This is a genomic window from Butyrivibrio sp. NC2002, from assembly GCF_000702265.1.
GTDB lineage: Bacteria > Bacillota > Clostridia > Lachnospirales > Lachnospiraceae > Butyrivibrio.
Map to the genome: position 1 here is coordinate 225,541 of NZ_JNKZ01000007.1, position 22,198 is coordinate 247,738.

At 37.4% G+C, this 22,198-nt stretch carries 18 protein-coding genes; 5 read left to right on the forward strand and 13 right to left on the reverse strand.

Annotated features, from left to right (window positions below; translation table 11 throughout):
• Positions 1 to 50: 50 nt before the first annotated feature.
• From T543_RS04350 to T543_RS04365, 4 genes are all read left to right on the forward strand, one after another.
• The gene (locus T543_RS04350; protein WP_197023929.1) at positions 51 to 2,819 is read left to right on the forward strand and encodes an FAD-dependent oxidoreductase; all 2,769 of its coding nucleotides are present in this window, start codon (positions 51 to 53) and stop codon (positions 2,817 to 2,819) included.
• Between the two features lie 12 nt (positions 2,820 to 2,831).
• Positions 2,832 to 3,179: a hydrogenase maturation nickel metallochaperone HypA gene (locus T543_RS04355; protein ID WP_035766079.1), complete on the forward strand. Its 348-nt coding sequence runs from the start codon at positions 2,832 to 2,834 to the stop codon at positions 3,177 to 3,179.
• A gap of 178 nt (positions 3,180 to 3,357) precedes the next feature.
• A complete protein-coding gene (locus T543_RS04360; RefSeq protein ID WP_035766080.1) occupies positions 3,358 to 4,617 on the forward strand; it encodes a 6-phosphofructokinase in 1,260 nt (419 codons plus the stop codon).
• Between the two features lie 206 nt (positions 4,618 to 4,823).
• On the forward strand, positions 4,824 to 6,728 hold the full coding sequence (locus T543_RS04365) for an EAL domain-containing protein (RefSeq protein WP_035766082.1): 1,905 nt from the start codon (positions 4,824 to 4,826) through the stop codon (positions 6,726 to 6,728).
• 64 nt (positions 6,729 to 6,792) lie between these two features.
• On the opposite strand, the gene T543_RS04370 is transcribed toward T543_RS04365, so the two are convergent.
• Positions 6,793 to 9,024, reverse strand: coding sequence for an LTA synthase family protein (locus T543_RS04370; RefSeq protein ID WP_051638529.1), 2,232 nt, complete (start codon positions 9,022 to 9,024; stop codon positions 6,793 to 6,795).
• Between the two features lie 106 nt (positions 9,025 to 9,130).
• Here T543_RS04370 and T543_RS04375 point away from each other — a divergent pair, with 106 nt between their 5' ends.
• Entirely contained in the window at positions 9,131 to 10,009 is an 879-nt protein-coding gene (locus tag T543_RS04375; protein WP_035766085.1) for a glycerophosphodiester phosphodiesterase family protein, read from the forward strand.
• 341 nt (positions 10,010 to 10,350) lie between these two features.
• On the opposite strand, the gene T543_RS04380 is transcribed toward T543_RS04375, so the two are convergent.
• The 12 genes from T543_RS04380 to mgsA all read right to left on the reverse strand — a co-directional run bounded on the left by T543_RS04380 (position 10,351) and on the right by mgsA (position 22,187).
• Positions 10,351 to 12,120, reverse strand: coding sequence for an MATE family efflux transporter (locus T543_RS04380; protein WP_035766087.1), 1,770 nt, complete (start codon positions 12,118 to 12,120; stop codon positions 10,351 to 10,353).
• Positions 12,121 to 12,321: 201 nt separating this feature from the next.
• Entirely contained in the window at positions 12,322 to 14,037 is a 1,716-nt protein-coding gene (locus T543_RS04385) for a leucine-rich repeat protein (RefSeq protein ID WP_035766089.1), read from the reverse strand.
• A 109-nt stretch (positions 14,038 to 14,146) separates the two neighbouring features.
• On the reverse strand, positions 14,147 to 14,740 hold the full coding sequence (gene yfbR / locus T543_RS04390) for a 5'-deoxynucleotidase (protein ID WP_035766091.1): 594 nt from the start codon (positions 14,738 to 14,740) through the stop codon (positions 14,147 to 14,149).
• Positions 14,741 to 14,804: 64 nt separating this feature from the next.
• A complete protein-coding gene (locus tag T543_RS04395; RefSeq protein ID WP_035766093.1) occupies positions 14,805 to 15,431 on the reverse strand; it encodes a cytidylate kinase-like family protein in 627 nt (208 codons plus the stop codon).
• An 83-nt stretch (positions 15,432 to 15,514) separates the two neighbouring features.
• Positions 15,515 to 16,456: an RluA family pseudouridine synthase gene (locus T543_RS04400; protein WP_051638530.1), complete on the reverse strand. Its 942-nt coding sequence runs from the start codon at positions 16,454 to 16,456 to the stop codon at positions 15,515 to 15,517.
• Positions 16,453 to 16,992 carry a signal peptidase II gene (gene lspA, locus T543_RS04405; RefSeq protein WP_035766094.1) on the reverse strand — a complete coding sequence of 180 codons (540 nt, stop codon included), beginning with the start codon at positions 16,990 to 16,992 and terminating at the stop codon, positions 16,453 to 16,455. Before lspA ends, T543_RS04400 begins: the two co-directional genes overlap by 4 nt.
• Positions 16,993 to 17,010: 18 nt before the next feature.
• Positions 17,011 to 18,123: a 3-dehydroquinate synthase gene (gene aroB / locus T543_RS04410; protein ID WP_035766535.1), complete on the reverse strand. Its 1,113-nt coding sequence runs from the start codon at positions 18,121 to 18,123 to the stop codon at positions 17,011 to 17,013.
• A gap of 71 nt (positions 18,124 to 18,194) precedes the next feature.
• Positions 18,195 to 18,713 carry a cell division protein SepF gene (locus tag T543_RS04415; RefSeq protein WP_035766095.1) on the reverse strand — a complete coding sequence of 173 codons (519 nt, stop codon included), beginning with the start codon at positions 18,711 to 18,713 and terminating at the stop codon, positions 18,195 to 18,197.
• Positions 18,714 to 18,794: 81 nt separating this feature from the next.
• A complete protein-coding gene (locus T543_RS04420) occupies positions 18,795 to 20,267 on the reverse strand; it encodes a biotin/lipoyl attachment domain-containing protein (protein ID WP_197023930.1) in 1,473 nt (490 codons plus the stop codon).
• A gap of 68 nt (positions 20,268 to 20,335) precedes the next feature.
• The gene (locus T543_RS04425; RefSeq protein ID WP_035766096.1) at positions 20,336 to 20,755 is read right to left on the reverse strand and encodes a hypothetical protein; all 420 of its coding nucleotides are present in this window, start codon (positions 20,753 to 20,755) and stop codon (positions 20,336 to 20,338) included.
• A gap of 81 nt (positions 20,756 to 20,836) precedes the next feature.
• Positions 20,837 to 21,808 (reverse strand): D-alanyl-D-alanine carboxypeptidase family protein, encoded by a 972-nt coding sequence (locus T543_RS04430; protein WP_035766097.1) that lies wholly within the window; start codon positions 21,806 to 21,808, stop codon positions 20,837 to 20,839.
• Positions 21,792 to 22,187 carry a methylglyoxal synthase gene (gene mgsA, locus T543_RS04435; RefSeq protein WP_035766098.1) on the reverse strand — a complete coding sequence of 132 codons (396 nt, stop codon included), beginning with the start codon at positions 22,185 to 22,187 and terminating at the stop codon, positions 21,792 to 21,794. Before mgsA ends, T543_RS04430 begins: the two co-directional genes overlap by 17 nt.
• Positions 22,188 to 22,198: the final 11 nt, after the last annotated feature.

The following is a 22,198-nucleotide window of genomic DNA, read 5'->3' on the forward strand; positions in this document are numbered from 1 at the left end:
CTATGTTTAACTTATTATCTATAATGTTTTTTAATTTAAGGAGATTTTTTATGGGACGTAAACCACCTTATAAGCCGTCTTATGTTAAAGACGATGCCGTGATGCGTGAGCCTATAGTCAAACTTGGCAAAATGATTACAGACCGCATCCCTTATCATCTTGGTCTTAAAAAGATCACTAATGATGACCCTGAATATTGGGCTCTTGCTTCTCTTGCAACAGATGAAGAAGCAGAACTTGCTCTTAAGATGGGTGTCAGAAAGCCTAAAACTTTTGAAGAAATACAGAAAATATCAGGCATAGAGAAAAATCATCTGCAGGAACTTCTTGATCACATGTCATGGACCGGACTTATCGAGTACAACTGGGAAAATGAGAAGAGAGAAAAGCAGTATGTTCTTCCTATGTTTGTACCCGGAAGTGCAGAATTTTCAAACATGAACAAAGACATTATCGACAAGAATCCTGAGATGGGTAGATTCTTCGATTATATGTCAACTCTTCCTCTTGAGAAGGTTACGCCTATGGTACCTCCGGGAGGTGCAGGAATCGGAATGCATGTTATTCCTGTTGAGAAAGCTATTGAGATGAATAATGAGTCAATCTCACTTGAACATATTTCTCATTGGCTCGATAAATATGAAGGAAAATATGCTGCAAGTCCCTGCTCATGCCGTCGTTCACGTAAGACCTACGAAGAAGGATGCGCTGATGATGAGATGGATTGGTGTATCGCAGTTGGTGATATGGCCGACTATGTTGTTGAGACCGGTAAGGGCGGAAGATATATCACAAAAGAAGAAGCACTTGCTATATTCAAGAAGGCCGAAGATAACGGCTTTGTACACCAGATTACCAATATTGATGGTGAAAACAAGATATTTGCTATATGTAACTGTAACGTAAATGTTTGTTACGCCCTCAGAACTTCTCAGCTCTACAACACACCTAATATGTCACGTTCAGCTTATGTTGCACGTGTTACAAAAGAAGATTGTGTTGCTTGCGGACGTTGCGTAGAAGTGTGTCCTGCAGGTGCTGTTAAGCTTGGACAAAAGCTCTGCAAAAAGGACGGAAGTGAAGTTCAGTATCCTAAACATGTTCTTCCTTCAGAAAAGAAATGGTCTGAAGCTGATTGGGACTGGGATTACAGAGATAATAACAGGATCAATTGCTACGATACAGGAACTGCTCCCTGTAAAACAGCTTGTCCGGCTCATATTGCAGTTCAGGGTTATTTAAAGCTTGCTGCTCAGGGTAAATATACTGAAGCACTTGAGCTTATAAAGAAGAATAATCCGCTTCCTGCTGTATGCGGACATATCTGTAACAGAAGATGTGAAGAAGCTTGTACAAGAGGCACTATCGATCAGGCTGTTGCTATCGATGAAGTAAAGAAATTCATCGCTGCAAGAGATCTTAATGCTGAAACAAGATTCATCCCCAAGAAAGTTGTTCCCAAGGTTCAGGGTGAGTTTGATGAAAAGATCGCCATCATAGGTGGTGGTCCTGCCGGACTTTCATGTGCATTCTACCTCGCTGAAAAAGGCTATAAGCCAACAATCTTTGAAAAAAATGAAAAAGCAGGTGGTATGCTTGTATATGGTATTCCTTCATACAAGCTTGAAAAAGACGTTGTACAGGCAGAGATAGACATCATTAAAGAGATGGGTGTCGAAATCAAAACCGGTGTAGAAATAGGTAAAGATATCACTATTGACGAGCTTAGAAAGCAAGGCTATAAGGCATTTTATATTGCTATAGGATGCCAGGGCGGAAGAAAAGCAGGCGTTCCCGGAGAAGATGCCGAAGGTGTTGTAACAGCTGTAGATTTCCTTCATGCAGTTACAGATGATGAATCTCTTAAGGTTGAGGGAGATGCTGTTGTTATCGGTGGTGGTAACGTTGCTATCGATGTATCAAGAAGCGCTGTAAGATGCGGTGCTTCATCAGTTAAGCAATTCTGCCTTGAGACAAGAGATATCATGCCTGCTTCTGATGAAGAGATTGCTGAAGCCGAAGAAGACGGTGTTGAGATCAATCCCGGCTGGGGTCCCAAGGAAATCCTTACTGAGAACGGAAAAGTTAAGGGCATTGTTCTTAAAAGATGTACTTCAGTTAAGGATGCTGACGGAAGATTCAATCCTCAGTATGATGAAAATGATACAGTTACTGTTGAGTGCCAGCACGTATTCTTAAGTATCGGTCAGTCAATCGTATGGGGTAATATGCTTAATGGATCAAAGGTTGAGCTTGGCAGAGGTAACGGTGCCGTTGCCGATTCACTTACATATCAGACTGCTGAGCCTGACATTTTCGTAGGCGGGGACGTTTATACAGGTCCTAAGTTTGCTATTGATGCAATTGCTGCCGGTAAGCAGGGTGCAATCTCCATTCATAGATTTGTACAGCCTCATTCTTCACTAACAATCGGTCGTAACCGTAACGATTTCAAGGAGCTCAACAAAGAGGATATTCTTGTTAAGGATTACGATACCTGTAAGAGACAGATTCCCGGAAAGAGTGACAAGATCACTGATCCCACACACTCCTTCAGAGATGCAAAGCTTGTCTTTACTGAAGAACAGGTTAAGGCCGAAACAGCCAGATGCCTTTCATGTGGAGCTTCTGTTGTTGATACAAATAAGTGTATCGGATGCGGATTGTGTACTACAAAATGTGAATTTGATGCAATTCATCTTTACAGAGAAAACCCTGAATGCAGCGTGATGAGAAAGAGTGAAGATAAGCTTAAATACATTCTTCCTTACGCAGCAAAGCAGGCTATTAACATCAAATTCAAGGGCAAGAAGAATTAATGAGGATTTAATATGCACGAACTTGGTGTAGTTTTTCATATAATCGACGATCTTAAAACCGTCGCAGATGAAAACAATATAAGTAAAATTGAAAAAGTAACTATTCAGCTTGGTGAGGTTTCATCTGTAATACCTCATTTCCTCACAGATTGTTGGAAATGGGCTGCGCCAAAGCATGAGTTTATAGCTGATACTGAGCTCTCTATTGAGCCCATATCAGCCATAACACAGTGCGAGGATTGCGGGAAACAATATGGAACTATCGCTCATGGCAGAATATGTCCTTTTTGCGGAAGTGAAAAAACATATCTTGTTCAGGGAAATGAATTTCTTATTAAGGAAATAGAAGTCTCAGAATAGTCCATTGCTGAACTACTAGACAATTTAAAAAAGACGTAGAAAATATAAAATGTCATATTTTCTACGTCTTTTTTTATTATTTTTTAATATTATAGTTATTTTTAATGACAAAAGGTACTCTGTTTGATAAAATATATACATGTTGCATAACAAATCTACTTAAGGGGGTATTCTTAATATGGCAACAAAGGAGAAGAGAAACGTTATTGTTGGTCAGTCAGGAGGACCTACAGCAGCTATTAATTCATCACTTGCCGGTGTTTACCGTACAGCTATCGATCGTGGATACAAGAAAGTATATGGAATGATCCATGGCGTACAGGGACTGATGGAAGGAAGATATGTTGATCTTGCCGATCACATCAAAACCGGTCTTGATGCTGAACTTTTAAAACGTACACCTTCAGCCTATCTTGGCTCTTGTCGTTATAAGTTACCTGAAATATTTGAGAGTAAGGAAACTTATGAGAAGATTTTCCAGATCTTAACAGATCTTGAAATCGACTGCTTCATCTATATTGGTGGTAACGATTCTATGGATACCATCAAAAAGCTTTCTGATTATGCAATTATTTCCGGCTCATCTGTAAGATTTGTTGGTTGCCCTAAGACAATCGATAACGACCTTGCTCTTACAGACCACACACCGGGATATGGCTCCGCTGCCAAGTATATTGGTACATCTGTTAAGGAAATCATAAGAGATGGATGGAGTCTTGAAACCGACCATGGTCAGGTTGTCATTGTTGAAATAATGGGAAGAAATGCCGGCTGGCTTACAGGATCAGCTGCATTATCAAGAGGAGAGGATTGTGACGGACCTGATGCAATTTATCTTCCCGAGCTTCCTTTTGACGTTAAGAAATTTGTTACTAAGGTCAAAGGCCTTCTAAAAGAAAAAGCAAATGTTGTTATCGCAATTTCTGAAGGTATTCATGATAAAGACGGCAAGTACATAAGCGAATATGATAACGGTGTTGAATATGTAGATGCATTCGGTCATAAGCAGCTTACAGGTACTGCAAGATATCTTTGCACAGTCCTTTCAACTGAGATTGGATGTAAGACAAGAGCAATCGAGCTTTCAACTCTACAGAGAGCTGCAAGCCACTGTGCTTCCAGAGTTGATATACTTGAGGCTTATGAGGTAGGCGGTGCTGCAATGAAGGCTGCAGATGAAGGCGACAGCGGCAAGATGGTTGTAATCACACGTCTTTCAGATGATCCTTATCAGGCTGGTACTGAGGTTAAGGACGTACACAAGATTGCAAATGATGAGCGTCTTGTTCCCAGAGATTGGATCAATAAAGAAGGCACCTATGTAACTGATGAGTTTATTACTTACGTTCGTCCCCTTATTCAGGGTGATGTAGGGCCTATAATGGTTGACGGAATACCGAGACATCTGTTTGTTCCCGGATTCCAGGAACTTTTATGATCATAACAAAGCTTTTCGCTTTTTTATGTATTGGGAGGAAAACATATATTTTTTCTTATGAGGATGACCCGGAGCTTCTTGGCTCCGGGTTTTTAATAGTTTATTATATTTTAATAATCACAAAAGGATAAACGTAATATAAAAATGTTATACTTTATATATTGGAGAATGAGATTCTTCGGAAATCTTTTTGAGGGGAAATAAATATGATAAATTGGAATTTCAGTTATGTTGTTCCAAGCATGCTTATTATTATAATTATTATGGGGTATTACTTTGCCCTTCCGCGTGTTCCATTAAATCTTAATAAAACGTTCCTTAGTATTCTTATAAACGAAGGAGTTGTTATTTTCTTTGACATCACATCCAGTATTGCATGTAATGAATACAAGGTATTGCCTTTATGGCTTATTGTAGCTTTAAACACATGCTTTTTTATGTCGTTCACTATAAGACCGTATTTCTATTTTCTCTTTGCAGTTAATCTCTTAAAAATAGACAAAAGCAAATATCCTTTTAAATTCAGGTTAATGCAGATTCCTCTGTTTTTATCATTATTTGTGGAAGTACTTAATATGTCCTTCGGCATCATTTTTTATGTTGATAAAGAGGGATATCACAAAGCGCCATATTATTTTGTTGTATACTTTGCGTACTATTTCTATATTCTTATTTCAATTTACCTTTTCATTTTGCATAGAAAACAGATACCTGCAAAGAATCAAAAAGTAGCACTTATAAGCTATAATTTTGTGCTTTTCATCGGAACCTTGTTTAGGATAGGCTTCCCTAAATATCTGCTCTTTGATACTTTTTGCATGATGGCCGTTATTATCATTTATCTTTCTTTTGTAAACCCTGAGTTTTATTTAGAGCGCAGAAATATGTGTTTTAACAGCAAAGCTCTTCGCGCATTTGTTGAAGAAAACGAAGGGAAGGGAAGATATAAGATACTTGCATTTGTAATAAGAGATTATCATGATCTTCGTGATATATATGGTTCTGTACAGATGAATCAGGGCATTTGCCTTATATCCGAATTCATGAAAAAAAATAATAAGGAATGTCTGTCGTTTTATTACAAGAGCGGACGTTTTGTTTTACTTGGCGATCCAAATCTGTCCTGGAGTGATATTCACGAAGAATTCAGAAACAGGTTCAGACTTCCCTGGAAAGCAGACGATGCCGAACTGTATCTTGAAGTTGGATATGCGCTCATAAACTGTGAGAATGGTTATGATAGAGCAGATGATGTGCTTAATACGATAAGTATCATGCTTGAAAAAGCCGATAAACTCGGAGATGACTATAATGTTCTCTCAGATGTAAGTGCTCTTCAGGATTATTATGATAGGGTATATGTAAAGAAAGCCCTTGAAATTGCTTCAGATAAGAATCAGGTGGAGGTTTTCCTTCAGCCAATCATATCTACCAAAAACATGCAGCTTGCAGGAGCAGAAGCACTGGCCAGAATAAGAGATCCGAAGGGAGAACTGATCCCACCTGCATCGTTTATACCTATAGCTGAGCAGAACGGTAGAATTAATTTGATTGGTGAACAGGTCTTTGAAAAGATATGTAAGTTTTTAAGCGATAATGATCCTGACTCGATGGGACTTGAATTTGTAAACGTAAATCTTTCACCCATTCAGTTTATGAGAGCAGACCTGTGTGACAGATTTTTGCAGATTGTAAGAAAATATAATGTTTCTCCTGAAAAGCTGCATATTGAAATAACAGAAGCTTCCATGATAGATGAAGTTCAAATGAATAAACAGATGAACATCATGCATAATGAAGGATTTAGATTTGTAGTTGATGATTACGGAAAGGGTTATTCAAACTTAAGCAGAATTAAGAAAAGTCCTTTCGTAAATATAAAGCTTGATATGGAGCTGGTTTGGGATTATTGCCATACTCTTGATCCTTTGATACCTCTAATGATCTCTGCATTTAAGAGCGGAGGATTCAGCGTAACAGCTGAGGGAGTGGAAACTAAAGAAATGGTTGACACAATGGCTGAAATCGGATGTGACTATCTTCAGGGATATTATTTTTCACGCCCGCTTCCGGTTGATAAATTTCTCGAAAAATATGGGGACCGACATTAAATTAAGGTCCCCATAATTTTTTCCTTATTGGAAATAGCTCTCAATTTCCTATATTACTTTTTCATCATTGTCTTCTTACTTCTGAGTCGATCAGATCAAAATCGGCATAATCCGCAACATGACCGGTCTTATTATTAACGACCGCAAAATGAAGACCTTTTCTTGCGACCATATAATTGGTACCGTTTATATCCATGAGGAAATCCTTCTCATCTGTGCTGTTCCAGCTTCCTTTAAGAGTAATAGGATAGCCGTTTTCAAGAGTTCCTGATAACTCAGTGGTTTCCTTACTTACAGCTGCGAGCTTATTATCACTTGTAATAATGCCGATAATCGTTGCATCTTCGCCTTTTGGAATATTATCTGTAATTCCAAGATCATGCAGGAGACTGATCTGATCGTCATTTAATCTTGCAGCAGAGTTCTTCCTTGTTGTTATTAGGAGAGTGTAATTACCGCTTTCAACATATTCCTTTACATTTTTCAGATAATCTGTCAGATCCGTCTGCTTTAAGTACATATCGCCTCTTTGAGAAAAGAGTGTGAATGTTGCTCCAAGAACAGTATTTAAGCGAACTGAAAAATCAGTATCATGCGGATTTATCTCATCAAGATTAAGCATAATTTCGTAGCTTCCATCGGAACAGGGCTTCATTTGGGTTGTATGCTTATTTTCAGTTAAACCGTCCACCTTGTATTCAAGTTCAACTGATTTTATCTGCTCAGCAACATCTGCAAAATCATGTGCATTAATAGTGACAGTAGTATCTGTAATTTCAAAAGATACCTGACAGGAAGGATCTGCATGATTAAGCTTTGCTATGCTTTCCTGACTTATTCCGGACAGATCGTTCATGAAATTAGATTTCTTTGATAATTCATCACAAACATAATCCATGTCCTGGTCTTCAAGAAGCGTCTTTTTTGAAGAGAACAGGTTTGTACCAAGGCCAAGCTTGTCCCCCTCTATTTTGACGCCTAAAGAGGCGAGAGTAGTGGGAAATGCATCAAAGGTCGAATATGTCCTTGCTTCATCTTTATTTTCATTTACAGCCGCAGAATTGATTATGCAGGTATAAACTTTACGTTCGTAATCCTCCGGGATCTCAGCACAGAAATCCGCATCCATTGTGGGATGATCACCGGATATTACGATAGTTGTATTATCGTAAAAGCTTTGCTTTTTTATCCATTCGACAAATTCAGTAACCTGGCGGCTTGAGCACGCGTAAACATTGGAGTACTGATCATCAAATTCATCGCCGCACAATCTGCATACATAGCCGTCTTCAAAATGCGTATCAGCAGTAAGAAGTGTGAGATTAAATGGAGCATCTTCTTTTGAAAGCTCTGTCAGCCTTTTTTTGGCAAAATCAAAAAGCTTTTCATCCTCAAATCCCCACCAGGCACTGTAATCTTCAGGAATCCAGCCTTCTTTTTTCGCATAAACATAGTCTGTAAGATTATAGTTCCCATGAGTTCTAAAGAATAAGCCGCGACCACCGAATTCAACTTCTGATCCGCATAAAAATTCCTGGGTATAACCGTTTTCATTTAAAATATCACCGATACCTGTAACACCGGGGAAAAATGATTCCTGAGTGCTCATGCTGTTTTCCTCGATATTTATCTTAAGTGGAAGACCGCATGTCTGAGCAAAGATCGCACCCATAGTCCACTCAGAGCCGGGAAGAGAATAGCCGCCATTTAAGATGCCAAAGCTTCCCGCAAATGACTCGTTTTGAAGGGCCAGGTCTGTCAGTTCAGGGATTCTGCTGACCGTAAAAGCACCGCCGTTTTCCTTGTCAGTATCAGAAACTTCCATGGATTCAAGGAAAATATAGATAAGATTTCGCTTCTTTTCAGGAAAAGTTATTTCAACGCTCTTTGGATCAACATAATTGTCTTCTATGAAGGTTGATGCATTTAGCTGCTGTCTGATAAATGAGGTGATATCGAGTTTTATCCAGGTATAGGAGAGCGCAGCAAAGAGTACTATAAGATCAAGGCCTATGATTAGTCCTTTTTTTACGCCCTTCATCGGATTTTTAAAAATAAAGGATAAAAGTAAAAGAATAACTAAAAATACCACAACAGTCGGAAGAAAAGCCCGAATTATAAAGAGCTTTATCATCGCTACAGATGCACCCTGAAGAGACATTTTCAGGTTAAATAAAAGCTCGTTAACATTCATGGAATTCCATGTATTAAAAAACCATATTGCGACAAACAAAAGGAAAAAAGGAATTGTCATTAATATGGATTTAAATAAATTTTTTAATATTGTTTTACGCATATTTACTCCGATAAAATGTTATAATTCATGTATATAAAGCAATTTTTACTGATCATTTCAAAAACAAATCATATTTTATCATATAAGCATCAGGGAAATCCATACAATGAAAAAGATAAATTGCAATACAGATTTAAGACTTGAAAAGTCCCAAAATAATACTATTCGCGATGTTGTAATTCCATTAATTTTTTCTGTAATATTTACCGCTACTTTATTTATAACTTCCTGCGGAATAAGAAATGAATCTAAAGACATAACACAAATGCAGGATTTTATAAGGGATAATAAATATATAATTCATGCATGCGGCGAAATAGCTGATGAAAACGGAACTCTCTATACTTACACCAATTCAAAAGAGGCTCTTGAAAACAGCTTAAATCGTGGCGATAAAGTAATAGAGATTGATTTTCATAAGACAAATGACGATGTACTGGTCTGCGGACACGCCTGGGGAGACCTCTACATGGAAGGAAAACAGATGGAAAAAGGTGTTGCGCCGTCTTATGAAGATTTCCTTAAATGCAAGGTTCAGGATAAGTTCACACCGCTTTCCTTTAAAGATGTAATTTCATATATGCAAAAAGATTCTGATTTTGTTGTCGTTACAGATATAAAGGATGAAAACGTGCTAACCTGCAAAATGATAGCACAGACATATCCCGAATTAAGAGACAGATTCATTATCCAGATATATCACGCAGATGAATATGACGCTGTGAAAAAAGCAGGTTTTAAATATATAATATTCACACTTTATGAGACTGATGAGTCTGAGCGCACAGCTGATGCTCTTAAAAAGATCGCAAATAAAAGCCTGATTGGATTTACTGTTTATTCTGAATGGGCTGATGATAAGGATTTCTATGACATTATAAAAAGCCTGAATAAGCCTGTGTATGTACATACAGTAAATGACCAAGATGAAATTAACCGCTATTTTGATATGGGTATACAGGGTATTTATACCGATAATGTTTAATTAGAGGATATAAAATGATAATTGTTGCAGCTTTAAACAAAATGTCTATAGCTGAATCACTTTCATTGCATACACATTAGTCTAAAAAATATTATACATCTACACATATAATTACAATTATACGCATAGATATATAGAGACTACCCTATGAAAAACATATAAGAAAAGAATGTCGCTCGCGACATTCTCGCGCCGAGCGCGGTTGCAGAATGCAACATTTTCCTTTCGCGCGAGTGCGCATCCTCGCGGAGCGTTTTTCATTGAATAGAAATTTCGGAGAAATTTCTATTCAATGAAAAACAGCACCTCAGAAATGAGATGCTGTTGCGATACATTAAATATCAGATTTTTAAAGTAAGAACGTTTAGTCCAAGTATGTTTTGATAATTTACCTCACTTGCAATTTTATAAATCATACGGATACCAAAATTTTTGGTAGGATCATCCTGATCATCTATTGAGTTCCTGGTATTGGGATCAAAAGCAATACAATCATCCTTAATTCGCAGGATAACATCATCATTTTTGTGAATAGCCTTTATATCAATAGAATGCTTCTTTTTATCCTTGGTAAAACCGTGGGTTATGACATTTCCGGCCATCTCTTCCATTGCAAGGCCTGCAATCATGGACCTTTTACTATCTACGCCTCTTTCTTTACAGAAATTCTGAATTTTTTCGGCGACAGATGTAACTTCATCGAGAGTTTTTACAGTAAAACTTATCACATCATCTTCATTCACGCCAAAATCCTTAGGGATGACCATGAGCTCTTCCATATTGTGTGGAACATGCTTATTTTGGATAATTGCATACAATAAAATGATAATGATATCAATTATACCATTTAATACATTAGCGATATAGACTGCATTCATTCCCACTTTGCCAATCAAAAGTGCGGAACAGATAACTACGCCCAGTACACCATCAAATAGTGAAAGAATATTAACAAGGACATTCTTTCCTGAAGCCTGCGCATAGCTGGTAAAATGCATGGTTATGATTGCAAAAGGCATGCATAGAGGAAGAATCCTAAGCCCCCAAACGGTCATCATATATACAGGTTCTAAAGGATCATGGAAAAAGATATTAGTAAGTGGTTTGCTAAGTAATATTATTGCTGCGACAACAACCATATGCATGCTGATATAAACCTTAAACATAACCCTCATGACATTGGTCAGAGTTTTCTTATCCTCCTCTCCTATTCCGATACTAAGAAGAAGGCGGGATACAGCCTGCATACCTGAGGGAATCGCCCAAAATAGGCTCATCAGATTATTTGCTGCTGCAAATGCAGAAATACCGACACTTCCAACGTATGTCGTAAGAAGACCGTTTACAGCAAATCCTCTGACTGTCATATAAATATAAGTGAGTGCTCCTGGTAATCCTTTTGTAAAAATTTCTTTAGCCTGAGAAGCTTTAAGGATACTAAGAGAAAAACGTATATAAGACTTACCTGAAACAAAATAACTGCCTTCAATAAGGCAAAATATGAGCATTCCAAGTGAACCTGCAAGCGCAAGACCAAAGGCCTGAAGCTGCATAACCTGAACAAAAAGATAATTAAAAGCTATATTAACTGCAATAAATACTGTACTTGCTATAACTGAGAGCCTTTGCTTATTTTCAAGTGACAAAAAAACGCTGAACTGATTGCCAAGAAGGAATGGCAATATACCGATTGCCTGACCTATAAGATATACATTAAAAAGTGGTCTTACATTGGGATCATTAGTGAATATTCCTGTCAAATCATAAAAACCAAGAACAAGCAAAACTATGGTGAAAAAGATAGCAATACAAAATGTTATGACCATGTCTACCGAAAAAGTACTGGTAACTTCTTTTCTGTTATTTTGTCCTATATATTTGCCGCATACAATTGCTGAGCCGCCTACAAAAATAGTACCTACAGCCTGTATAAACATATTTATAGGTCCATATAAACCAACAGCACTCATGGCATCTATGCCAACATAGTTAGTAGCAAAATACGTAGATACAATACCGTTTATCATTCCTACAAATACGAAAAGAACCTGAATAGGAAGAAGTCTAAGCATGAGCTTTAATATCATTTTGTAATTATCATTTTTATCCATAACAGTCCTCACCCAATAAGAAAAAGTACTTAATGTGTACAAATTTGCAATTATAGTTTACCATATTTCGTTATAAAAAGAGTATTAAATACATTAGATGTATGCAGTACATTAGTATATGAAATAAGCACCGGATGTTATCCGGTGCTTAAAATTTCTAACTATAAGAATTCAGAACACTTTTTGATCTGTGAATTCTAATTAATATCTTCTGTACTTATAAACAGAATTCTTGCCACCAACCTTCTTGATCTTCTTAACAAGTGAGTTGAACTTCTTGTTGCTTGTACATCTAAGAAGGAAAAGTGTATTTTCATTTGCTGACTTAAATGCATCTTTGCCAACCTTATTAAGCTCATAGCCAAGAGTCTCAACTCTTATAAGCTTTGTCTTACCTGTGAAAGCACTCTTACCAATCTCTTTTACATAACTTCCGAGCATTACTGTTTCAAGCTTAGTGCACTTCTTAAATGCATTCTTCTCGATCTTAGTTACCTTATAAACCTTACCGCCCTTTGCGATTGTTGAAGGAACAGAAACGTTCTTAATGCTCTTATTTGTGCACTTTGTAAGTGAAACTGTATCTTCACCTGTGATCTTGTAAACATATTTTCCGATATTATTGTCAACATCGTTAATTGTTACGTCGTAAGAAACAGGAGTTGTTTCAAGTCCATAGTAAACAATTGTAACTCTGAAGGTTCTGCTTGCTCCAGTTCCATTCTTTGTGATAGTAAAGTAAGGAGTAGCCTCTGTCCACTGAGTATAAGTAAATGCAGACTCACCACCAATAGGCGTAATTACAGCACTTCTTAAGATAGAACTCATATTTGTCATTTCTGCTCCTTCAGCATAGGCAGGAACAAAATTTGCTGTAGTTTCGCTTGATGTAAAGAAAGTACGTGTAGTATTACCATCTGAACTTAAAACTGCAAGTCTAAGTTTCTGAGTATCTTTCAGAAGAGCATCACCATAATCTGCCATATTTTTATTTGTCTGTTTAGCAGTACCATTAGACTCTCTCATGTTTGTACAATAATTTGATCTTGAATATCCCTCAGTTTTCATCTGTTTCTGAGAGATATTGAAAAAGTCGTAATCGATAAGACCCTTTTTAGCTTTGTCGCATTTTACAAGGTAGGTCTCATACCATTTACTTCCGGCTTTAACCTGGTTCCAGCAGGTATCATTATTGCAAAGGATATCATTCGGAACATCAGCTTCATCAAGAAGAGCTGAGAAAGCAAGGGCAAGACCCTGTGCTGAACCTTTGTGGTTAACAAGGGCGCCGTATGCGGTATTCTTAAGATCAAGGCTGTCGATACCAACCTTAACATAATTTACATTATCGAGTACCATCTGCATGCACTCATATTCTATTGTGAAATAGTGTCCATCAACATCTACATTCTTAAGGATCTTGTTGATAGCCTTTTTGAGCTGCTTTTTCTCATTTGAGTAATTGTTATCGCCTACTCTTCTAAGATATGCATAGCAGCTGTATTTTCCTGTAGCATCCTTTGAATAGATAAGCTTCATCTGAGCCATCTGTGTAGGGATATCTGTAGGATGTGAATAGATGAACGCTCTTCTTGCAAACTTAAGCTCATCATTTGTGTATTTCTTTTTCTCAGATAATCCTGTGTAGAGTGTGTAGAAACCGTCTGAATCATATTCAGACTTATTTGCTGCTGTGATGACAGTATCCTTATCCTTGATCCTGCTATCAAGATAATCATAAGCATCATAGATCTTCTTCTGGTTTTCGGATAAGCATTCTCTTACAGAATCAGTTGATGCTTCAGCAATAATAGGATCTGTGACCATAGAAGCAGCGGGAACTACAGATACTGCAAGCGCTGCTGCAAGCAGTACAGACTGAACCTTTCTGACTAATAAATTAGACTTTCGTGACATAATTTAATTACCTCCCTCAAAACATTTCGCATGTTAATATATATTATATTATGATATGTCCAACAAATGTCCAACAAATATCAGTAAAATTTTTAAATGTAGAATAAAATTATGACAATTCATCCAAAGTTTTTCCGTATGGTTCAAGGAAATCATCCATAAAGTCTTTTACTTCAATGCATTCTTCCTTATATGTATCAAGAGACTTGAGAGTACTCTGCTCTGCTGTTCTGAACTCGCCGTTTCCGGAATTCCTTTCTTCAATACATTTTATGAGAGCCGATAATTTATCTGCAGCTTTAACAAGCTTTCTCATATATCTCTCATCTTCTTCGCCGGAAGACTTAAATATTTCTTCAAAAGCAGGTCTTAGATCATCCGGAAGCTTGTGAAGGAGCATTGTGTCAGCAACTGCTTCAACCTGTTTATATGCTGTTTTCAAGTCCTCGTTATAGTACTTTACGGGAGTAGGCATATCTCCTGTAATTATCTCAGAAGCATCATGATATAGCCCAATGAGAGCTGCTTTATTTGCATCAAGCTTTTTACCATAGCGAACATTACCGATCGTGCATAAAGCATGAGCGATCATAGCCACTTCAAGAGAATGTTCACTTAGATTTTCCGGTCTTGAATTCCTCATAAGTGCCCATCTCTCGATATATTTCATCCTGGATATTGTTGCAAAAAAGTTGTAAGACATAATTCAAAAAAGGAGCAAACATAAATTGTCTGCTCCTTATCCTCCGTTTTAATCTGGCAAAATATTATCTGGATTCAAAATCCTCTACAAACTGAGTAATCAGTTTAACTGTACCCTCAATTCCGAGAACAGAGCTGTTAACTGTCAGGTCATAAGTATCGGACCTTCCCCATTTTTTAGATGAATAATAATTATAATAACTCTGTCTTTGCTTATCCTTTTTTAGGATCATCTCAAGGGCCTTATCCCTTGTATTGATATCACTATAGCGCTCGATCACGCGGTTTATTTTGTCTTCTTCATCTGCATGAACAAAGACATTAACAACATTCTTATAATCAGCAAGTGCATAGTCCGCACATCTTCCAACTATAACGCAGGGACCCTCATCGGCAATTTTCTTAATAGTATCAAACTGCGCAAGAAAAATCTTATGGCTTATTGGCATATCAATGAAGCTTGAAGAATTATAGCCAAATGAATAAGTATCCATTACAAGGTTATAAAGGAATGAAGTAGTGGGTCTCTCATCATGATCCTGAATCATTTCTTTTGCAAATCCACTATCCTTTGCAGCTCTTGTAAGGAGCTCCTTGTCATAGAATTTAATACCAAAATGATCTGCTACTTTCTGACCAATCTCTCTTCCGCCGGAACCAAATTGTCTGCCTATTGTAATGATTGTATCCATAAATAGCACCTCCAACTTATAAGATTCTCTCTATTTAGAATATTATATCATAATTAGCAATGTAAGTGGGGAAGTTTTAGCTCTTAACTGAGTATTTCCAGTAAATGTGAAAAATATTCAGGTAATGGCGCATCCGTTTCTATATACTCTCCTGTGGTCGGCTGGATAAATCCAAGTGTCTTTGCATGAAGAGTCTGTCCTTGTAATTTGAATTTACTCTTGTGACCACTTCCGTACACCTCATCTCCAAGAAGCGGATGTCCAATATGTGACATGTGGACTCTTATCTGATGTGTTCTTCCGGTTTCAAGTTTGCATTCAATATAGGTAAACTTATCTTTTTCAAAACGCTTTAAGACCTTGTAGTGGGTAATTGCTTCTTTTCCCTTATCATCAGAAACAACAGTCATTTTCTTTCTATCTGCAGCGCTTCTTCCGATATTTCCAACAACTGTGCCTTCATCATCTTTTATTATTCCATAGCAGATAGCATGATATATTCGGTTTATCGAGTGAACCTTAAGCTGATCGGCTATGCTCCTGTGAGCAATATCATTTTTGCAGACAATTATAGAGCCTGTGGTATCCATGTCGATCCTGTGCACAATGCCGGGTCTCATTACCCCGTTAATTCCGGATAGTTTATCTCCAAGGTAATACATGATCCCATTTACAAGAGTATTCTCATAGTGTCCGGGAGCAGGATGTACAACCATTCCTTTTGGCTTATTTATAACAAGTACGTCACTGTCCTCGTAAATAATATCTAACGGGATGTTCTGAGGTACGATATCAGGAATTACAGACGGCGGAATAAGAAGCTTTACCTCATCTCCTTCCGAGACAGAACTGCTTGGCTTAACCTTCTTGTCATTTACCCATACCAGATTGTCTTTTATCAGCTTCTGAATATAACTTCTGGACATAGAATCAGAGAGAGAGCTAATAAGCTTATCAACTCTCTCTCCGTCATTTTCCTCAGATACAATGAATTTCATTTCTTTGTTTTCTGAATTATTACTCATTTAAACTCCCTGTATTTCTTTTGCTGTTTGAAGCTTAAGAAATCGAAATCCTTTTCCTTATAATAAAAAAGGAACAGTATTATGAAAAGGATTGTTGAAACCGTAACATAAATATCAGCCACATTAAAGATCGGGAAATTGATTATTACAAAAGAAATAAAATCAACAACATAATCATTTCTGATCCTGTCGATCATATTCCCTGCCGCACCGCTTGCTATCATTACAAGTATTAATTGCATGATACCGTATTTCTTTTCAAGCGGAAGCTGAAACAGTACATACGCTATTACAGATAGTATCATGATTGCGATCATTACAAAGAATACCTTTTGATCCTGTAAAATTCCAAAAGCAGCGCCTCTGTTTTTCAAAAATGTAAGTTCAAGAACTCCCTTGATTATTACAAATGATTCCTTGTCCTTTAGATATTTAACAGCAAGGTACTTGGTAATCTGATCTAAAAATACTAAAACAGCTATTGCTACAACATCAATAAGTAAAAATATTTTCTTTTTGGTAGTCAGTAAATTCATAAGAAACTCCAATTACACTTATTCAAATTTTTCATCCCAGATGATTTCATTTACAGCAGCTCTAACTTCGTCGTCAGTAACAGTTGTATCAATAACAGCTTTTCCTACCTTCTTAAGAAGTACAAATCTTATAAAATCAGAATCTGCTTTCTTATCTGAGTGAATGAGTCTTACTATTTCCTCGACATCTAAGTCCTCAACTGAAATAGGAAGATTAAAAGGAACGAACATATCTCTTATTTCGTAGTAATCTTCCATTGACAACATCTGCTTTTTCCATGAAATATATGCTGATGCAACACATCCAAGAGCAACACATTCTCCATGAAGAAGTGAAAAGTTCTTATACTTCTCAACAGCATGTCCAATAGTATGGCCATAATTAAGAAGAGCTCTTCCGCCTGTTTTACTCTTTTCTTCGGGATCGTCCTCTACAACTCTTCTCTTGATGTCGCAGCTTCTCTTTATCATCTCGATAAGGACATCCGCGTCTTTCTCCTCGATCTCATACATGTTCTCAATAAGCCACATATAAAAATCAGCATCCTTTATAAGGCCATGCTTCATGATCTCAGCAAAACCGGACGCAAACTGGCGACCTGAAAGTGTACTTAGCACAGAAATATTGATATAAACAAGGCTTGGCATGTGGAAAGCACCAACCATATTCTTGTATCCATCAAAATCTACACCTGTCTTACCACCGATACTGCTGTCTGTCTGAGCAAGGAGCGTTGTCGGAATCTGAACAAATGAAATTCCTCTAAGGTAAGTTGCAGCAATAAAGCCTGCCATATCACCTATGACTCCGCCTCCAAGAGCAATAATAAGGTCGTGTCTGTCGAATTTATTCTCAATTAAAAAGCCATAGACTTTTCGTATCTCATCGAGATTTTTATTTTCTTCACCTGCAGGTATCTCATATACTACAGTTTTAGAAGAAATGCCCTCAACTAATTTAGTAATTGTATCAGCATATAAGGGCTTTACATTGCTATCGGTTATAACTGCAAATTTCCTGTTTGAAAAACCAAGTTCTTTTATTCTCTCTGCAAGCTCATCAAAGCTCTTGTCAAACACAATATCATAACAAGGTGAGCCTTGATATTTTACGTTTAATATTTCTGCCATCTCTATTTTCCTGTAAATTATAAGTGAAAAAGGCAGAAGCAACGAATCTGCTTCTGCCAATAATGCCAAAATTACATTTGCTGCGGTCCACCGTTACTCATAGCACTTTCAAAAGTTCCGCTTAAGATATCCTGAAAATCACCGGAAATATCTACACTAGCGGGTGTTACTATGAATATATATCTTGAGATCTTTTGAAGGTTACCGGAAATAGCGAAACATGAACCGGATGTGAAATCTATGATTCTCTGAGCAAGTTCAACATCTATTCCCTCAAGATTAAGGACAACTGTTCTGTTATTTAAAAGTGTCTCTGTAATCTCTCTGGCATCCTCTATTGATGTAGGCTTGACCACACAAACTTCCATGCCTGCAGCTGAATTCCTTTTAACTGCCATAGGTCTGGGTGAAGTTTTCTTGAGTCTGTCTTCGCTTATTTCTATACTTGGATCATCTTTTCCGATTGGTGTTGATTTGCGGATAGGCTCAATGGTGCTATCGAAATAAGCATCATCATCCTGATCGTAATAACCGCTTTCGTCATCCCCATTCAGCTTCATAGCTGATAAAAATTTATCCATTACATTCATATGAATAACTCCTACTCCCAACTGTAAACTCATAAGAATAATATAAGAGCCTACTACTAAACTTTTAACTTCTTTATTATGCTAGTTTTCTTCTGATGTGTCAAGTTCACCGCTTTCCTCGCTACTCTCCTCGCTACTTTCCTCGCTACTCTCCACCTGTTCATCTGCCGATAGATTATTGTCTACTGTAGATGCATCCAAAACTATGTAGTCAAAAACGCTAAGACCATAATTTGTATTAGACTTAACAATAGAGTACTCATCGTTCTGGTATAAGACACTAATCTGCCTAAAGTCAGGATATCCCTTGTTTATGTTGTAAACACCAACAAGCGTATCCTTTACTGATAAAGTATACTTCTCGGAAGAATCTGTCATAAGAATAATGTCGCCGCTTCTTAATGTTGAATCGTCGATGTAATAAGAATCTTCGGTTTCGTTATAAATTTCAACTTCAATAAATTCCGAAGTCTCATTACCATTCTCATCATACTTATCTCTTAAGACACCGTTGTTTCCGGTACTTCCCTTTATAATGTAGCTCTTTGGCACCACAAAGAAGCTTTTATTCGCAACCGCGCTGTTTGGTATCTTAAGTCCGCTTTCTTCTTCAGTGATTATCTCAACGTTTAAGAATCTTTCCTTTGAAAAAGTGAGCATTGAATTGGTAAATGTAAAGGAAACAAAGGTATCTCCGGCATCATCCGTGTAATAGTCAACCTTTCCCCAGGATTCATCCTGATTCTTTAAAAATCTGACCTTTACATATTCGCGTTCATATAAGTCCTTGACCTTATCGAGATCATTCTCCTTAATTACAATACTCCACTCTTCACTTGTAGAAATCTTGTAAGCATTGTCTCCAACTCCAAGAAGAGAATTGCTGATAAGCTGATTTTTCTCATATTTTTCGCTGTCTAAAAGATCCGCATTCAGATCATGGAGCGTAAGGTTCTCATAACCGTCAATTGAATAAAGTACAATTCCGGTAACAGGCGCATAGCAGTAATTTATGCTCTGCAGGGCTGAACTGGAATTTAACTCTCCAATATTTTGAAGTGCACTGGCACTTGATAACTTCTGAACTGTACCGTCAAGAGAGTTCTTAAAATCATAGACTGAAGAAAACGTCTTTGGAGAAAATGAAGACGAATAGCTTACAATCTGCGTGCGAAGTTCACTGTAATCTTCATCAGTTAATGGTGCCTGCTCAGAGCCCTGGCTCTTTAATAATTCAAGAAGATCGCCGGATTCATCAATAGTGCAGACAAGATTTCCGACAGCAACTCTTTGCCCTTCTGTAGCAAAATAATTAACATATCCTGCATGATCGGAAGGCACGATAGTTTCACTTCTAAGAGCTACTGCTTCGTAGATGTTATTCGAAGAAAGGCTTCCCTCCATAACTTCGTATCCAACTATATGCTTTTTATTAAAATAGATAAAAACACAGATAACCACATATATCAGGATAACTGCAAAAAAGATCATCCCGATATTTATATGTAAAAACATAGGGTATCTGGTTATCTTGCTTTGTTTCTTTTTAGCCATAATCAACCACAAACTTAAAACAAGCCGCGCAGACACGCGGCTTGCCACTAATATTCAAATTTATAAAATTATAAAGATGTTACAACATTGCCCTTAACGCCCTCAGGTAGTTCAGATTCATCCATAGAAACACTGAGAATGAAATCTACCCCAAATTTCTCACTGAGTTTTCCGAGCTTTTCAATTGTAGAAGTGATATCTTTTCCCTCGAGACATGCGATATTGAGGAATCCATCGAAATACATCTGTTGAAGGTCGTGATCCTGTGAAATGACTCCACTTACGAACCCTACGAACTCATCTGAATTTTCAACCATGAATTCAGGAACTACGATAAGACGAACTTTGTTGTTAAGTTCAAACATGTGCTTTGTATTTCTATCGAGAAATACTACATTACCTAAAACATTTTTTACTTCGGTATTGACTTTGTCCAACAGGCATTTAGTCTTGCCCTTACCCTTTTTCCCAACAATTAATTGAACCATATCCATACCCTCCTGCAGTGTTTTTTCTGATAATTCAATTATAAGATAACAGCGAATAAAAGACAACCACAATAGTGTTTATTATTTTGTAATTTCAGATAATAAACTGCTCATTTCCGTATACAGAGTTTCCGTATCTTCAGATCTCATGATAACTGCAATGTATTCATTTCCGGAGGTGTCAGCAGCAAGCTGGATAAGGCAATGACCTGCAGCTGCAGTTGTACCTGTTTTGCCGCCAAGAACTGTTATTCCTGCGGGCATTTCATAAGATCCGCGAAGATATCCATTGGTATTGTTGACAGTCAGCTCCTTCATATCTCCAGATGCGAGGTGATACTGCGTTGTATAAGTAGACATCCTTATTATCTGGCTGAACTTATCATATTTTAAAGCTTCATTAAACATCAGATACATGTCATAGACAGTTGTATAGTGATTCTCAGCGGTAAGGCCGTTAGGGTTCATAAAATGGGTGTTTGTTGCACCGATACTTAAAGCTTCTTCGTTCATCATATTTACAAACTCATCTACACTTCCGCCGATATTTTTGGCAATAAGAAGAGCGACATCGTTGGCTGAATATAAAAGCAGTATATGAAGTGCCTGCTCAAGAGTCATGGAATCGCCCGCAGATAAGTTTATCATCTGCGCACCGGCTTCATTTACATAAACATCGCTATCTGCCACAAGAACCTGGTCTAGTGATGCATTTTTTAAGGCAACAATTGCAGTCATAACCTTAGTCAGTGATGCAGGATCAAGCTGCGTATGCGCATTTATAGCATACATAGTCTCTTTTTTGCCAATGTCAAAGAGACCAAGACAGGTCTTCTCGCTCACTGTCAGCGAATCACCGATATCCGTATTTACGACACACAAATCAGAAGCGAAGGTGTCAAGCATCTCTCCGCCACTTTCACTGTAATCTGTTGAATTGATCGAATAAGGTAGTGAATAAGAACTCCCCGAACAAGCGCATGTGCCACACATTAATGAAATGCATGAAGTGACACATATAACGCGCCTTAAAAACTTATTTGTACATCTCACGCCACTCTAAGTCTCCTCTGTCTAACGATTTAATCAAAAGCTCAGCAGTAGCAAGATTTGTAGCAATGGGAATATTATGCATATCACAAAGACGCATAACATTATTAACATCAGGTTCATGAACCTTCTGTGTAAGAGGATCTCTAAGGAAAATAACAAGATCTATTTCATTTGCTTCGATTGCAGCACCTATCTGCTGGGATCCTCCGAGATGGCCTGCAAGATATTTGTGAATATTTAAGTTTGTGACCTCTTCAATAAGTCTGCCGGTAGTTCCGGTAGCAAAAAGGTCATGTTTAGCCAAAATCCCCCTGTATGCAATACAAAAATTCTGCATAAGCTTTTTCTTTGCATCATGTGCTATAAAAGCTATATTCATTAAAATAACCC

Bases quoted from the DNA above. Each gene is read 5' to 3' on its own strand.
- T543_RS04350 (WP_197023929.1), top strand. From the start codon at position 51: ATGGGACGTAAACCACCTTATAAGCCGTCTTATGTTAAAGACGATGCC.
- T543_RS04355 (WP_035766079.1), top strand. From the start codon at position 2,832: ATGCACGAACTTGGTGTAGTTTTTCATATAATCGACGATCTTAAAACC.
- T543_RS04360 (WP_035766080.1), top strand. From the start codon at position 3,358: ATGGCAACAAAGGAGAAGAGAAACGTTATTGTTGGTCAGTCAGGAGGA.
- T543_RS04365 (WP_035766082.1), top strand. From the start codon at position 4,824: ATGATAAATTGGAATTTCAGTTATGTTGTTCCAAGCATGCTTATTATT.
- T543_RS04370 (WP_051638529.1), bottom strand. From the start codon at position 9,024: ATGCGTAAAACAATATTAAAAAATTTATTTAAATCCATATTAATGACA.
- T543_RS04375 (WP_035766085.1), top strand. From the start codon at position 9,131: ATGAAAAAGATAAATTGCAATACAGATTTAAGACTTGAAAAGTCCCAA.
- T543_RS04380 (WP_035766087.1), bottom strand. From the start codon at position 12,120: ATGGATAAAAATGATAATTACAAAATGATATTAAAGCTCATGCTTAGA.
- T543_RS04385 (WP_035766089.1), bottom strand. From the start codon at position 14,037: ATGTCACGAAAGTCTAATTTATTAGTCAGAAAGGTTCAGTCTGTACTG.
- yfbR (WP_035766091.1), bottom strand. From the start codon at position 14,740: ATGTCTTACAACTTTTTTGCAACAATATCCAGGATGAAATATATCGAG.
- T543_RS04395 (WP_035766093.1), bottom strand. From the start codon at position 15,431: ATGGATACAATCATTACAATAGGCAGACAATTTGGTTCCGGCGGAAGA.
- T543_RS04400 (WP_051638530.1), bottom strand. From the start codon at position 16,456: ATGAGTAATAATTCAGAAAACAAAGAAATGAAATTCATTGTATCTGAG.
- lspA (WP_035766094.1), bottom strand. From the start codon at position 16,992: ATGAATTTACTGACTACCAAAAAGAAAATATTTTTACTTATTGATGTT.
- aroB (WP_035766535.1), bottom strand. From the start codon at position 18,123: ATGGCAGAAATATTAAACGTAAAATATCAAGGCTCACCTTGTTATGAT.
- T543_RS04415 (WP_035766095.1), bottom strand. From the start codon at position 18,713: ATGAATGTAATGGATAAATTTTTATCAGCTATGAAGCTGAATGGGGAT.
- T543_RS04420 (WP_197023930.1), bottom strand. From the start codon at position 20,267: ATGGCTAAAAAGAAACAAAGCAAGATAACCAGATACCCTATGTTTTTA.
- T543_RS04425 (WP_035766096.1), bottom strand. From the start codon at position 20,755: ATGGTTCAATTAATTGTTGGGAAAAAGGGTAAGGGCAAGACTAAATGC.
- mgsA (WP_035766098.1), bottom strand. From the start codon at position 22,187: ATGAATATAGCTTTTATAGCACATGATGCAAAGAAAAAGCTTATGCAG.